Source organism: Pseudomonas sp. CFBP13528 (assembly GCF_005233615.1).
GTDB lineage: Bacteria > Pseudomonadota > Gammaproteobacteria > Pseudomonadales > Pseudomonadaceae > Aquipseudomonas > Aquipseudomonas fluorescens_AM.
The window spans coordinates 105,525-119,173 of record NZ_QGAJ01000006.1 but is presented as its reverse complement, the minus strand read 5'-3'; the positions used below and the strand labels follow the sequence as shown (position 1 = coordinate 119,173).

The 13,649-nt window shown below is 51.8% G+C and carries 11 protein-coding genes and 1 pseudogene; 6 read left to right on the top strand and 6 right to left on the bottom strand.

Annotation, left to right across the window (positions count from 1 at the left end):
* Nucleotides 1-935: 935 nt before the first annotated feature.
* The 3 genes from PspCFBP13528_RS14315 to PspCFBP13528_RS14305 all read right to left on the bottom strand — a co-directional run bounded on the left by PspCFBP13528_RS14315 (nt 936) and on the right by PspCFBP13528_RS14305 (nt 5,699).
* Nucleotides 936-2,192 (bottom strand): integrase domain-containing protein, encoded by a 1,257-nt coding sequence (locus PspCFBP13528_RS14315; RefSeq protein WP_101219546.1) that lies wholly within the window; start codon nt 2,190-2,192, stop codon nt 936-938.
* A 1,215-nt stretch (nt 2,193-3,407) separates the two neighbouring features.
* Nucleotides 3,408-4,868 carry an AAA family ATPase gene (locus tag PspCFBP13528_RS14310; protein ID WP_137200444.1) on the bottom strand — a complete coding sequence of 487 codons (1,461 nt, stop codon included), beginning with the start codon at nt 4,866-4,868 and terminating at the stop codon, nt 3,408-3,410.
* 186 nt (nt 4,869-5,054) lie between these two features.
* A complete protein-coding gene (locus PspCFBP13528_RS14305) occupies nt 5,055-5,699 on the bottom strand; it encodes a hypothetical protein (protein WP_137200443.1) in 645 nt (214 codons plus the stop codon).
* A gap of 153 nt (nt 5,700-5,852) precedes the next feature.
* Between PspCFBP13528_RS14305 and PspCFBP13528_RS27595 the strand changes: the two genes are divergently transcribed.
* From PspCFBP13528_RS27595 to PspCFBP13528_RS27520, 3 genes are all read left to right on the top strand, one after another.
* Nucleotides 5,853-6,044 (top strand): hypothetical protein, encoded by a 192-nt coding sequence (locus tag PspCFBP13528_RS27595; protein WP_178084431.1) that lies wholly within the window; start codon nt 5,853-5,855, stop codon nt 6,042-6,044.
* A 169-nt stretch (nt 6,045-6,213) separates the two neighbouring features.
* Entirely contained in the window at nt 6,214-6,570 is a 357-nt protein-coding gene (locus PspCFBP13528_RS14295; RefSeq protein ID WP_003192646.1) for a hypothetical protein, read from the top strand.
* A gap of 159 nt (nt 6,571-6,729) precedes the next feature.
* Nucleotides 6,730-7,014, top strand: coding sequence for a hypothetical protein (locus PspCFBP13528_RS27520; protein ID WP_032900782.1), 285 nt, complete (start codon nt 6,730-6,732; stop codon nt 7,012-7,014).
* A 504-nt stretch (nt 7,015-7,518) separates the two neighbouring features.
* Here PspCFBP13528_RS27520 and PspCFBP13528_RS27845 read toward each other — a convergent pair.
* The 3 genes and pseudogenes from PspCFBP13528_RS27845 to PspCFBP13528_RS14275 all read right to left on the bottom strand — a co-directional run.
* Nucleotides 7,519-7,800, bottom strand: a pseudogene (locus tag PspCFBP13528_RS27845) (hypothetical protein); the annotation flags it as partial.
* A 16-nt stretch (nt 7,801-7,816) separates the two neighbouring features.
* Nucleotides 7,817-8,425: an alpha/beta fold hydrolase gene (locus PspCFBP13528_RS14280; RefSeq protein WP_003192641.1), complete on the bottom strand. Its 609-nt coding sequence runs from the start codon at nt 8,423-8,425 to the stop codon at nt 7,817-7,819.
* A gap of 837 nt (nt 8,426-9,262) precedes the next feature.
* Nucleotides 9,263-9,901: a TetR/AcrR family transcriptional regulator gene (locus tag PspCFBP13528_RS14275; protein ID WP_003192639.1), complete on the bottom strand. Its 639-nt coding sequence runs from the start codon at nt 9,899-9,901 to the stop codon at nt 9,263-9,265.
* A gap of 116 nt (nt 9,902-10,017) precedes the next feature.
* On the opposite strand from PspCFBP13528_RS14275, the gene PspCFBP13528_RS14270 reads away from it, so the two are divergent.
* From PspCFBP13528_RS14270 to PspCFBP13528_RS14255, 3 genes are all read left to right on the top strand, one after another.
* Nucleotides 10,018-11,568, top strand: a complete 1,551-nt coding sequence (locus PspCFBP13528_RS14270) for an MFS transporter (protein WP_015885950.1) — start codon at nt 10,018-10,020, stop codon at nt 11,566-11,568.
* Between the two features lie 80 nt (nt 11,569-11,648).
* Nucleotides 11,649-12,251 (top strand): hypothetical protein, encoded by a 603-nt coding sequence (locus PspCFBP13528_RS14265; protein WP_137200442.1) that lies wholly within the window; start codon nt 11,649-11,651, stop codon nt 12,249-12,251.
* Nucleotides 12,252-12,945: 694 nt separating this feature from the next.
* Nucleotides 12,946-13,566: a tyrosine-type recombinase/integrase gene (locus tag PspCFBP13528_RS14255; protein ID WP_065935688.1), complete on the top strand. Its 621-nt coding sequence runs from the start codon at nt 12,946-12,948 to the stop codon at nt 13,564-13,566.
* The last annotated feature ends 83 nt before the right edge of the window (nt 13,567-13,649 follow it).

The following is a 13,649-nucleotide window of genomic DNA, read 5'->3' as shown; positions in this document are numbered from 1 at the left end:
CGTTCTCCAATCCTCGCCCCACGTCATCCCGCCAAGAATGTTGAGTGTTATCAGGGATCAAGGCCCCTGCGACCTGTGAGGGTGTCCACTGACGCAGGACTGGCGGCTCCTTACGGCCGGGAGCGAGGGCATCTCATGATCTGGCCTCCTGAGCACCGATACCGGTGGGCGGGTGGAGGCTGCACTGGCTGACGACACCAGCGCCGCGAGATCCTGAGCCGGGTAAAAGCAGCACTGCGATGACCGGGGCATGCCTGACTGTCAGTCAGATGCAGTCCATTCCGTGGGCTGCGGCACCATCATCTGCATCGCTGTTGCTGGTGACTTCGGTGTTTGTCACGCCGATTGTCACGAGGGGAAATGCCGCAAAGCCTTGTACGATGTGGGCTGCAGCAGCAGTAGGAGCGCCCGTCTCTTTCCGGAAGAAAGAGACGGGCGCAGGTTGGCGCAATGAAATGGCCAAGCGGATAGGTTGCTGCAGGGCAGCGAAGTAGGAAGTGTCGTCTGGCGCACGAGGGCAATGATCTGAAGTAGGCATCCATCACCGGGGAGGTGACCGGGCGAGCTGCCGGACGCGAATCGCCTTTTGGGCTGAACCACCGCGAAAGCGGCGTGACCTTCAAGGTTCGGGCCACCTGGGTTGCTGTCATCGACAGCGCTTGCACGGCCAGTTGTACGCCTGTGGATAAACCCGGTCAAGGTTCGAAATTCAGCGTCACTTTGGACTTGAAGAACGGTTATCCACCGGTGGAATTCCGTGGTAAATCCTGGACAACGTGGTCGATTTTAGCTCTTCAAAGTAAGGTCCATCCAAACGGGGCGGCTTTGCAGCCCTGTTTGGATGGACCCGCGCTTAGAAGCGGATAAGCGAGGCTGCTTGCCCCGAATGTTGAGTGCACAGTTGTTGTCGCTGGCATAAGTGCAACTGTATAGCGCTAGCGGATCGGCACCACGTTCTTGTCTCTGACTTGGCCGTATGCTGAGGCGAGTAGGCTACCGGTGGCAGCTTTCTGGATGTACTCACTCCACCAAGCCATCATCGGACGCCGACGCTCGATGTAGTCGGCTCGATTGTAAGCGCTACGCACCTCATCCTTGTCGACATGCGCCAGTGCGACCTCAATGAGTTCCGGGTCCCAACCATGCTCATTCAAGATGGTGCTGGCCATCGAGCGCATGCCGTGACTGACCAAGCGATCCTGGAACCCCATGCGTTTCAACGCCATGTTGGCGGTCTGGCTATTGGCGTGGGTGCGCGGATTTCTGTCTGCCGGGAAGACGTATTTGCGATGGCCGCTGTGAGTCTTCAGTGACTCCAGCAGTGCGACAGCGTGATCACTCAATGGGATGCTGTGTGGGCTACGCTTCTTCATCCGTTCCGGTGGGATAGTCCAGACACGCCTTTCAAAGTCGATGTCTGCCCAGCGAGTAGTCGCCGCCTCGGCGGGCCGAGTCATCGTGTGCAACTGCCATTCGATGAGGCAACGGGTCGTGCGCTTGATGCTGGCATTTGCGATTTCCAGCATGAGCTTGGGGAGCTCTTCGGGCGGAAGCGCAGCCATGTTCTCTTTCTTGGGCTTCTTGAATACTGCCCTGATGCCGCTGAGCGGGTTGGCGAAGATCAGGCCGGAGTTTACGCCGTAGGTCATGATCTCGTTTAGCCGCTGGCTAAGACGTTTGACCGTCTCCAGGCTGCCTTTCGCTTCGATTGGGCGAAGCAATCCGATCACCATCGGCGCAGTGATTTTCGCGAGTGGAGTCGTCTTCAAATCTGGGAACACGTGCAGCGTGAGCGACCGCCAGATGTCCTCGGCGTAGGCCGGGGTGACCGAGTCTTTCTTGAGCTCGAACCAGGCGGTGGCTACGTTCTCGAAGGTGTGTTCCGTTTCCGCGCGCTTGGCTTCATTCAACGTATTGCGTTGCACCTTCGGATCGATGCCCTGGGCCAGCAGTTCGCGGGCCTCGACTGCCTTCTTTCGTGCATTCGCCAGTGACAGTTCGGGGTAGGTCCCGAAGCCGATGTTGATGCGCTTTTTGGTCACCGGTTCGCGGTAGTTGAAATTCCACAGTAACGAGCCGTTGCTGCGTACGCGGAGCTGCAAACCGTCACCGTCCGTGAGGACGTAATCCTTAGACGCGGGTTTGACTCCCTTGAGCTGTCGATCGGAGAGACGGAGGTTTTGAGCAGGCATGAGATTCTCCTCAGGCACTGATTCGGTATTCCAAAGATTAGCACCGGATGAGGTGGAATACCGTCTGGAATACCCGAATGGCTGGAACTCAAAAACTTTCAAAAGACCGCAAAAGCGCTGGAGGCCGCGTATTTACTGGATCGCAGGCACAAAAAAAGACGTCCGTGGACGTCTTTTTTTGATCATTTGGTGGAGCCGGGGGAATTAAAGATTTATACATAAGATATTGTTTTAAAAGGATTTATTTAAAGTTTAATTATTAAGTGCCCCCATAAGTGCCCCCATGTACGTATTTCCGATGAGCGGCTATTTAAGGAGTTGAACTGGCGTCCTGAATCTCGTTTTCGACCGGGCGAGGCCAGTCAACCACCGGGAGCATTTAATAGAGTCGGTGGTTTACAGCACAACCTCGGTTAGCTGGCCAGAAGGGTTTGATGCCCAGCTCAGACCGGTTGCTGGGTAGATGTCAGGTCACGCAGTTGGGTTTTTTCAGCGGCAGCGCACCATGGGCTCATCTAAGACGATTTGAGCTGAGGTGCGGTATGAGACACTCGATGGTTACCTGCCACAACTGTGGCAAAGCGATGGTTCCGAGAGCGTCATATAGCCGTGGTTTCTGGGGGTATTCGCCTTCGTCCAATCATTGCCCCTTTTGCCTGAGTGAGAACTGGCACGGCGGAAATCCAGCGTTAGGGGCTCGGCTGTTCGCATTGGTAGGCCTAGCTCTTGGTGTTCTGGCCTGCGTATTGGTGGGGGCTCTTCTGTTCAAGGTGCAGTGGTGGCTTGGTGTCGAAGGACAGTGGTCTCTATTGACGCTTGGCACATGTGCTGTGTCGGTTACCGCGGGATACCATTTTTACAACTGGTTTGTTGATTGCTGACCGGTGATCATGCTGTGGAAGGCAGCAATCGGCCAAAAGCGGCCACTTACGAATGAAGGCTTTCGAGTAAAAGCAATCAACCATAAATGGAGTTTTCCATTCTGCGGAAAAAAGCGCGAACATAAGGAGTCGTGGAAAATGAAATTCCTTGGCTGTGGGTTTGTGTTAAGTAATGCCAATCCAGCCACGGCCTGCAAAAACTGCAACGGCAATACGACCATAAAATTAACAGATGGGGATACTTCATTGCTGACTAATGATCGCAGCTAAAGGGGCGACGGAACGCCCCCACTGCATATGAAATAAACCGCTTCATCTATTTTTCAAAACTTGTCTAGAACAAAGCACGGATTCTACGACTAAGAGCCTCCACGTCTAACCTATTATAAATACTGCTGCAAATTTCTCGCAAGAATTCATTTTCCATCATGCCTTCATCAGCAATTGCAGAAACCATTCGTTGCCAAAGTTTCTTTCCTTTGCGCTCAACTCCAGCCTCTTGGTACTCAGCGATAACTTGGTCTAAAGACGTTTTCCTGTAAAATCGGTCATTTAACTCCCTGAAAAAGGAAGCATCAACATTATCAATAAGATGCTCATGTAAGTACTTCTCAAGGCTAGGGATAGGTAAAAATGCCACATTAAGTCGCTGCAAGGCCGTATCTTTATTTTTATCTTTGTCGAAGTCATCAGCCACGTCGCCGTCCAACACAGAAATCACCTTTGTTGAATGGCTGGTAAGATTGGATTCCAGAATTTCTTTGTGAAGACGAACAGTATTTCTCCAGTCGCCACATGGAAGAATATGAATCAACTTTCCTTCATAAAGACGCTGACTTATAATAATTTTATCTATGACGAATTTAGCCAGATCATCTTCCGGCAATATTAAAATGTCATAGCCATCTTGATTGTATAAGAAGCGAGTTGCATAAGCTGGGTAGCAGGGATTGATTACCTCGATATTTTTATTCGGCAAACCTTGCAGATAGTATATATTCTTGGGCTCAATTGATCTTAAAAGCTCGGTTGAGTGAGAAGAAAAATAGACTGACAGGTTGAATTCTGTAGATAGCTTATTGAGCAATGTAACGAGTCTGCTAATAGCGACTGGGTGAAGTGCGAGCTCTACCTCATCAATCAATATCAGTGAAATATACTTACTTCCTTTTCTTTTTTGTTGAAATATTTTGTTATTGAGAAAGTGGAGCAGACTTAAAAGCAAATTTTCGCCACTGCTTAGCCAAAACTGGCTAAGTCGCCTATCTTCATACTCCATGAAATATGGTACTGAATCAAAACCAAGTTCCTCAGCTACACGTCGGTTTTTAATTTTTTTAATTGTTGGATAAAAGCTCTTTCCATGTAAAACGTAGTTGAAATTATTATTTATAAACTCATCGGCATCAACCAAGTGCTCCTCGAGTACATTTTCCGAAAGTTTAAGAACATTTGAATCTGTAAATCTTGTTCCGTGTATAACACTACCTTCGATAAACCCATCGATCCTAATCGATTTGTTTTTCTTCCCTTGAAGTTCCCATCTTCCTTCCTCTCTAGCCCATACATCAGTGTTTCCTTCGTAGCTGTACTCGACAGCACTATCACTATTTGCATTGCTGAATATTGTCCACAACACGCTGGGCATGAAGGGTTCGGCTAACAATCCCATGATAGTGCTCTTACCTATGCCATTAGAGCCTGCAATTACGTGCAATCCTTGCTCGATTGGGATTTCAAGCGAAAAATTTTTAATGTTTTTGAGGTTCTTAATGCTGACTTTCAATTTGGACATAATTACTCGATTTCGGAAATGTTGATTAGAAATTTAATAAATAGGCACGTAGTGACACATGATCACTCTCTGCAGCGTATTATGTGGGGGCAGTCCAGAGGTGAAGGCGTGGCACCGAATTATTTTTCAGGATGACTCCAGACCTACCCTGCACCTGTATAAATTTAAAAACAGTGCGGTATTCAATCATTTTTTGTCGGTTATGGCATTAATAGGCCGAATCTGGAACTTTTTCGTATAGCGGTGCGATTCGAAAAAGCGTCCAACCCTGACTGCTGTTTCGATGAGTTGATCCATCGCCTCCTCAAGGCCTTCCTCTTTATAAGCAATTGAATCCTGATTGGAATAGATGCCGATGTCATCACTGATGGTTTTACATGGCACGAATGGATGAGCGATTTCTTCTAAATAGTTAAAGAAAGCATCTTTGGCAATTACCAGCCCAAACCGGCGCCAAGCATATTTCCGCCCCCAGTAGTAACCATCTGCGGCCTTATGTTTTACACGTTCGTCATTCTTGCCCTGATTTTCAGCAAGCTTATCGAGAGAGAACTGTTTGGCCGCTGAGTAGCTGAGGTATTTATTGACCGTATCGGCTTTGCCCAAGGAGGACGGTTCTATGATTTTTCTGCCACTTGCATCTTCGATGTACCCAATATTATAGCGATCACCATTTACTAGCTCGATAGCGCTACTATTTGTCTCAAAATGGTACAGCGTCTCAGTAGTCGAAGGCTTGAACTGATGAAGGAATTTTCCGCTTGGAAGTGCCGTGACAGTATAGTCTCTGACTATCAGGTCGTGAATGGTGTAAAGATTTCTCGATTTCATGTGGACCCTCCATTTCCTATGTACGTAGCTGGAGACGTTACCCGCTTTCTTGGCAGATTGCCATTATGTTGATCTGAGTGGCAGAGGGCGGAGATGTTGCGGGGGCTGTATGCTATAAACCGCATCACCAGGAGCGGGAGCGGGAGCACTTGCATGGGCAAATATTCGACGATGTTTTCTGAACGCGGTAAGCACACCAAGATCGTCGGCGGCTATTGCGTGATCTGTGGAAAACATGGGCTTCTCTCAAAAGATCACGTTTCCCCGCAGGGGAGCTTCACTGTTACAAAGGTAGAGCAGTTTCATTTAACTGAGTGTATTTGGCCGATTGCTGCTCGTCACTAACGGCAGAAATCGGCCAAAAGCTGACGTCACCCAAGCCGCTTCCGCTAACGTCGGACGGTCAGCCTGGGTGGCCGCGCTAACAAATGGTTATATCATCTGCCTACTAAATGAGAGCCGATTCAGGCCTATGCTTCTTCAACAACCACCTGTATGAAAAGAGCACGGCACGATGATAAATGATTCAGATTTGGCCGAAATGATTCCTTCCGCGCTAACAGGTGTAACTGTCGGGATCGGTTCGCAGATCCTGCTTTTTGGCGATATGGCTAGCGTGTTAATTCAGTGCCCATTCGCTTGTGATATCAATAGGGTATGCAAGTGGGGGCATGGTGAAGATGCTGCCACAAGCCCTTTACTTTTCGACTTTCTAAACCACGATGTAGAAGCTTTTTCAATTGATAGTTTTGGGGTTTTCACCATCACCTTCAGTACGCAAATGATCTTGCAAATCCATCCTGAGAAAAATGGATTGGAGTCTTATGTCGTGAGTACGCGGCACGATATATTTCCCATCTTGGTGTGGTAGCCAGGAACGCGATGGCTATACGACGCGAGCCCCGGCCTCCGCTCTGACTCTGGTTGCTGACGCCTGTGGGTCGTCAGCTGCCGGTAGAGATAGGCTGCAACCGACCCCGTGCTGTCGCTTGTACCCCATGCACCACTTGAGCAGTGAAGGAGTCCCTATATGAAAAAGCCCCCCTTGTACCTCTTTGCCAAGGTGCGGTGCATTTGTGAGTATCGCCCCAGTGTTACGGCTATCGTGCTGTTTGGTCTCGAGGTTGAGGGTGAGGACGAACCACCGGTTTATATGGAGATTCGCTTCATTGATTACACCAGTCAGCAGATTGAAGGGGACCATCTGATGCTTTCGCTGGAGGAGGCACTTGAGTACGCTCAAGCTGATTACGGTATCCACCAGACTGATTGGCGTGCGATGAACCAAGAGGAAATTGATCGGATTACATGGTAGCTAGAGCAGCTACCGGGCCTGTTCCTGACTCGGCGTTAAAAGACGAGTGAGAACCGCAACTGATCAAGAGGAGCCCCTTCCGATGATCGCTCGCAAGACGTTGCAGCCCTCAAGGCCTCAGAAGGAATCCGTTTCGGACATTGTAGAGTTCGGTAATTTGACTGCTCGCCTGCCGCTATGAGTCGAATGCCAGATCGCAGCTCGACGTTGCACTTAAAGCTGTCAAGGTTGCCTAATGCCCTAGGCAGCGTCCGATCCGAAACTGCCATTGCGTCTTTTACACGCCGAGACCAGAACGGCTTGGGCTTGGATTCGTTCGAACCTTTCGTGGATGGTTCAGTGCAGAATTTGCGCGATGGTTTGCGCGACAAAAGCCGACCATGCAAAGAGATTCTCCGACGCTTGTTCGCTCTCGCTGAGCCAGTACGTCCTGGCACCCATAAAATATTCCCTGACATTGATCCGTAAGTGGCAGCCATCGGCTAGGCGTGAATCACACGCCCTTCAGTTAACATCGATGCCAGGATAAAGATCCGCAGGTGGGTGGTAATCGGGATCTTCAAAACGACTATTGTTGTAATGCATTTTGGCAGTAGGCCCCTCGCCTTCGTACGTCACCTCAGAATTGGGAGTCAGATGCCATCCGGTCCCATCTTTGTCGCGTTCGATCAGCGACGGATACAACGTACATGTCCCGCCCGAACCGGATGTCAGCATGAATTGGTAATAGCGTCCGGCTTGGAGCGTGAACTTCGCCGAGACATAGTAGTAACGAGTGCGTGTCCCGTGGATACGCCAGCGGCTAAATCTGTGTCTCGTGCCCAAGAAGCCTCGCAATAACCGTACATATTTCTGGAAACTGTACAAATCCCTCGCGGTCGAGAAAATGTCCCCCACCACTAACGACTTCTTGCTCGGCTTTGAGGTTGCGGGACAGTTCGATAGATGCTGCCGGCTCAACAATTGAATCGTTGTCGGAAAACAGCGAGATGATTTTCTGTGTACGACGGCAAACTTCCGCGTGGTCCAGCGGTGCATCTGTGAAGGCGTGTAGCTCTGGCAACGTAGACACCGTTCTATCGAAGCCGGAGACCAGCAAGACTCCGCCAGTTAGGGTGTGTGCGGGTAAGGACAACAAGTGCCGTAGAGCAGCGATGCATCCAAGACTATGCCCTATGAGGATCGTGTTTGTGTCAGCTGCTGGCAGTGATTGCTGCAACGCCAATGCCCATTTTATTGGATCAGGATTGAACGAATCAGGCATAGCTGGAATGCTAACTTGCGCGCCTTGCTCCCGTAGCACCTCCGCCAACCAAGGAAACCAGTTCACATTGGGCGAGGCAGTATAACCATGCACAATTACAACGTGTTTACCGTCATAGCGGTTCGATGTTCTGTTGGCTGCATGCATATTGGGTATCAGAGATCAGCGGATTGATCGGTCGCAGATACTACACTTTCTGCTTTCGGCCGGCGAGGATGTCACAGCTGATAAATTGAGCGATCTGGATGATTCCCTGCAACGCGTGTCGTGGTATGCGTCCAATCGCGGCCATCGGCAATGCGGTTGTAATCTAGGGCTGATGGCAATTCGTGGCCGTCAATGACCACGACTCGTGCTGGTCACTCCGTTGAAAATGGCTGGTCAAATGCGATGCAAACGAGTGGTCAAGTGAGGGCCAATTTCGCATGAGTGACACAAGGCCTGATTTCGGCAAACTCGCCCTGCCGCAAGAAGCGATGCAGTCGTGTTTTTTGCGGCACAGGCGGCAATGGCAATGGATCACTGATTTGGATGTGGCGGATGGCTCCTAGGTGACGTCTGCGCATAAGCAGCTTCCTTGGTATACCGTTGTCGTACGCTTTTCCGATCATGCGAAAATGTCAGCGTAACCGTCCACTTAAGTCAGTCGACCTACCTGTAAAGATCCTAACAAACCAAACCGTCGAGGGCGTGGGTGGCTCACAATCACACTGCGATTTATCGGGCTGGCGAGTTGGAGGGCTGATGGGGTTTTCGCGAGCAAGCTCGCGCCTACAGGCGTGAGATGTCGGGGGGACGTATGCATAGCGCCAGGTCAGCGCCTTTCCAGCCAGGCAAACCTGAGCATTTCATGTGCCCCGGTCGGTTACGAGGCACATGGTAGCTCCCTTCAGCCACCGATATCCTGAGGCAACGCCAAGTAGAACGATAAGGCACCAAAATATACTGGCGAGCGTCTGCTTCTGGCCGAAGCACCGCCTCCGATCAGGCTTGTTTGACGCCGTTGGGTAACATCAGCAGGCAAGCATCAGCAACGGCATGGGCAAACGGGGCGAAGTCCTCGGTATTAGCGGCGATGATGTTATCAGTCGCGCCATGGACGCCCGCATAAATGAGCAATGCCACAACGTTCGGATGTTCTGGCGCCCAATTGCCGGCCAGCTTGCCCCCTTCAATAATCGCAAGCAATTGCTCGAGAATAGCGTTCTTCGAGCCGTTGGCACGATCATGATGGTGGTGGTTCACGTAGACGATATCGTGGATACGATATGTCTTGACGTAGGTTTCGATGTTGGCGTGAATCCAGGCGCGAAGACGCTCTTCCCAGTCATCGGCAGCGCAGCGCGCCATTGCATTGTCCAGGCTGAGCATGAAGCGCTCGGTATAGCGCACGGCCAGAGCGTCAAGCATTTCGTTCTTGGAAGAAAAGTAGTGATAAAACGTGCCCTTGGCCACTTGAGCTGACTCAACGATCTCGTTGATCGTGGTGGCCTCGACCCCCTGAGCTAGAAAAAGCTTCTCGGCTGCCGCCATCAGTTCATCCAGACGTACTTCGGCGGGTTTGGTCCGGGGCTTGGGAGCACGTTCTGTCGCCGGAGCTTTTACGGGGGCTTTGGTTTTCATCGTCTCGTTTCAAACAATTCGTCAAAGGAAATCAGTGTAAAGGAGGGAACCAATCGAGGTGGGAAAAAGTTGGAATGATCAATTGACCGACGGTCAGTCGGAAAATATCATGAGGCATGAACATTGATCGCTCCGCCTCAGATAACCCGGTCACCCGCCGCTTTCCCCGCATAGCGGCGCTATGTGCAGCCTACCTCGGCACGTTTCTCGCTACGCTGGATATCAGCGTCGTGAACGTGGCACTACCGACACTGCAAGACGCGTTGCAAACGGATATTTCCGGTCTTCAATGGGTCGTCAATGCATACACGATCTGTTTGTCAGCCTTCATGCTGTCTTCGGGGCCAATCGCCGATCGTTATGGGCATAAGCGGGCCTGGCTGGCAGGTGTAGGGGTGTTTACTGTCGGCTCAGCAGTTTGCGCTATGGCATCCAACCTGGATTTACTGCTGTTCGGGAGGGCGGTGCAGGGAGTCGCCGGTGCGCTTCTGATCCCGGGTGCCCTGCCAATTCTCAGCCATGCATTTCCAGACGCTGAAGAGCGTGCTCACGTCATTGGTGGCTGGTCGGCGTTCAGCGCATTGGCGCTTATCCTGGGGCCATTGCTGGGTGGCTTGTTGCTCCATGGCATAGGTTGGCAGAGTATTTTTGTTATCAACCTGCCTCTTGGGATGATTGCCATAGGCCTGGGCATCTGGGGGATCAGGGAGCACAAACAGCAAGCGCGCACAGCGCTGGATCCGGCAGGGCAAGTGCTAAGCGTCGTGTGTCTTGCCAGCCTGACTTATGGGCTCATCAGTATCGGCCAGCCGGGCTTGAACTCTTTGATACCCATAGCGGCGCTGGCAGTTGCCCTGGTGGTGTTTATTTTGTTTATGTTTGTAGAGCGGTGTGTAGATCGACCGTTATTGCCACTTTCGCTGTTTCGCAGGCGTTCGTTTGCCGTGGTCAACCTGGCCTCTTTTACCCTGGGTTTTTCGTACTACAGCTGCCTGTTCTTCTTCTCTATCTATTTACAGACGATTCAAGGCTTGTCAGTGGTTGAAACGGGTTGGCGAATGATGCCGCAGTTTCTGGTCACCGGCTGCGTGTCGATTTTGTACGGGCGCTTGAGCGCAGTGATGACATCGCGAAGACTTCTGGTGGCCGGTTATGGCGTGACGGCGCTGGCGATGTCTACCATGGTGACCTTCACAGCACATACCCCTTATTGGATTGTGGGCACCCTGTTCGGGCTTCTGGGGCTCGGAGCCGGTCTCGCAGTACCTGCCACCAGCATGGCGGTTATGACCGCCGCACCGATTGATCGTATGGGGGTGGCCTCTACCACGATGAACGCGTTGCGTCAGATGGGCATGACAATCGGCGTCGCTTTTTTGGGCACGCTCATGAGCAGCGAGGCGTCACGAGTGCTAGCTGCCGCGCTGCGTGATCAAGGGGTAGCCAAAGCGCCTGAGATTGCGCGGTATGTGATTGCTCATGGTGTGGCATCAAGTGACTCGCTGATTGTTTCTACACTTTTTGTTCCCGCGATGGAGCACGGGTTTCATGTGGCAATGATGGTTTCCGGGCTCGCCTGTGCACTGGTGGCCCTGATGCTGTTAATCACCTCTTTTGAGGCCGACACCTTGCCATCGCCCCCACCGAAACACACAGATGGCGGCTGACTTTGCTTCAGAGTGGAGCCAGCCTTGAAATTCACCTGCAGTTCTGTGGTCTGTACAACAATCCCGTAAAGGACTGTTTTATGTCTATTCGCCGTACCCTCTGTTTCCTGACGCTGCCGTTGTTCGCAGGTTGCCAGTATTTGCCCCACACCAACTACTTCACCGCGCCCGAAAACGAGCACAATCCTGCCTGGGTACGTATCGTCGACTACACGCAACATGCCGAAGTTTACCAATACGAAAACGGTAAACGTTCGGGCGGCGCTGTTCGCACCGGCCTCCTGCCGTTCACCCATACACAAGACGTGGGCATGCCCAAGGCAGGGCAAGACCTCACATGGGACTATTACGAAACGCGGATCCGACCCGGTATCGAAACGCAGGTGGATCTTTTCTGGGAGGGGTCACGCACTCGCTCCTGCCACATCTCGACGAAGTTTACTCCCCAAGCCGGACTCTATTACCAGTTCAGGCTAACATCCGGCTCATCAGGCAGCTGTAGGGTGTACGCATCGCTGATTGAGCGCGACACAGAAGGAAACGGTTGGCATCTCACGCCGAATCCGCAGGTGACCTACAACGGTGATGGACCGACGGCCCAAACCTATTACCAGAACAGTAGGTTTGAGGACCCCGATTATCATCCACCTGAAGCTCTGTATCCGGGGATGGACATTTACTAGACAGGTGCACGACTACAAGGAATCGTTAATTGGCTAGCGCGAAATACTTCCGAACGCTCGGCGAGCGAGCCTCAGAAGATGTGTTCGCATGGGCGGCATTTGTCGCGCAAACAGAATTCCAGTAGAAAGACACAGCGTCAGTCCAGGACGCCGTCGCCTGGCAGCGTATTTGGTTCGAGCTGGAAATACTCAACTGGCTTGCATTGGCGCAGTGGGAGGATGAGGGAAAGCCTATTAACTGGTCGAGCCGCTGGAATACCGACTATCGACAAGAAGCGGCGGCCCTAGCGAATGAATTGCTGGAGCTTTTGTGCGATGCAGAATCATCTGGAGGCTGAACCATCACGCTGGTCTCACGCAAAGTGCCCAGAAGTCGGATTGCGGCGAACAACGACCCGACGGTCAGCTCAATAGGCATCTAAACCGCTCTTCAGGGAGTTTCTCTGCAAAAATCGCGTCGGCTTTCAGCAGCACACCCTCAAATATGCCAGCTTATCCATCCCCATCCGCGCGCTTGTGCAATAGAGCATTTTATAAACCGCTCACACCGTATTGTTCCTCACTGCGTTGATGCTCTTTTGGCTGATACTGCGCGTAGAGGTTGTAGAGTGATCACGGGATGACTGCTTCTGGCCGGTTAGCGACCGTTGCTCTGATTAGTCATCCTTGTCCTTCACCACGTGGAGGACTTGTCGTGAACATCATCGCTACCTGCAGCCGTCAGCCCTGGAACAAAGGAAAACTGGTCGGGCAGAAAACCCCACTCCGACTGAGCGATATCTGGGCCATCCGAGTAAGGCTTCAAATTGCGGAAAGAACCCGAGATCTGGCTCTCTTCGATCTGGCCATCGACAGCAAGCTTCGAGCCTGCGACTTAACCAAGCTCCGAGTGCGCGATGTCGCTCATGGCGAGCACGTATCATCACGAGCCATGGTGATGCAGCAGAAAACGCAGCGGCCTGTGCAGTTTGAGATCACTGAGCAAACACGGTCTGCTCTCGCGGCCTGGATACACCGGGCCCAGCTACACAGCGAGGACTGCCTTTTTCCTAGCCGGCTGCATACTTCAGACCATCTATCTACTCGTCAATACGCTCGTATCGTCAAAGGCTGGGTTAAAGCCGTAGGCCTTGATCCTGCGATGTATGGCACACACACAATGAGACGTACGAAAGCATCACTGATCTATCGCAGGACGAAGAACCTGCGGGCGGTTCAGTTGCTGCTCGGACATACAAAACTGGAGAGCACTGTGCGATACCTGGGGATTGAGGTCGATGACGCCCTGGAAATGGCGGAACAGACTGAGGTTTGACCATGTATAGCGACGGTCGAAGTCAGACCGTCGCGAACCGGCCAGAAGCCGACATATGAAGAGCATCAGTGTGAGCTGCCAGA

Bases quoted from the DNA above. Each gene is read 5' to 3' on its own strand.
- PspCFBP13528_RS14315 (WP_101219546.1), bottom strand. From the start codon at position 2,192: ATGCCTGCTCAAAACCTCCGTCTCTCCGATCGACAGCTCAAGGGAGTC.
- PspCFBP13528_RS14275 (WP_003192639.1), bottom strand. From the start codon at position 9,901: ATGAAAACCAAAGCCCCCGTAAAAGCTCCGGCGACAGAACGTGCTCCC.
- PspCFBP13528_RS14280 (WP_003192641.1), bottom strand. From the start codon at position 8,425: ATGCATGCAGCCAACAGAACATCGAACCGCTATGACGGTAAACACGTT.
- PspCFBP13528_RS14270 (WP_015885950.1), top strand. From the start codon at position 10,018: ATGAACATTGATCGCTCCGCCTCAGATAACCCGGTCACCCGCCGCTTT.
- PspCFBP13528_RS14310 (WP_137200444.1), bottom strand. From the start codon at position 4,868: ATGTCCAAATTGAAAGTCAGCATTAAGAACCTCAAAAACATTAAAAAT.
- PspCFBP13528_RS27520 (WP_032900782.1), top strand. From the start codon at position 6,730: ATGAAAAAGCCCCCCTTGTACCTCTTTGCCAAGGTGCGGTGCATTTGT.
- PspCFBP13528_RS14305 (WP_137200443.1), bottom strand. From the start codon at position 5,699: ATGAAATCGAGAAATCTTTACACCATTCACGACCTGATAGTCAGAGAC.
- PspCFBP13528_RS27595 (WP_178084431.1), top strand. From the start codon at position 5,853: ATGGGCAAATATTCGACGATGTTTTCTGAACGCGGTAAGCACACCAAG.
- PspCFBP13528_RS14265 (WP_137200442.1), top strand. From the start codon at position 11,649: ATGTCTATTCGCCGTACCCTCTGTTTCCTGACGCTGCCGTTGTTCGCA.
- PspCFBP13528_RS14295 (WP_003192646.1), top strand. From the start codon at position 6,214: ATGATAAATGATTCAGATTTGGCCGAAATGATTCCTTCCGCGCTAACA.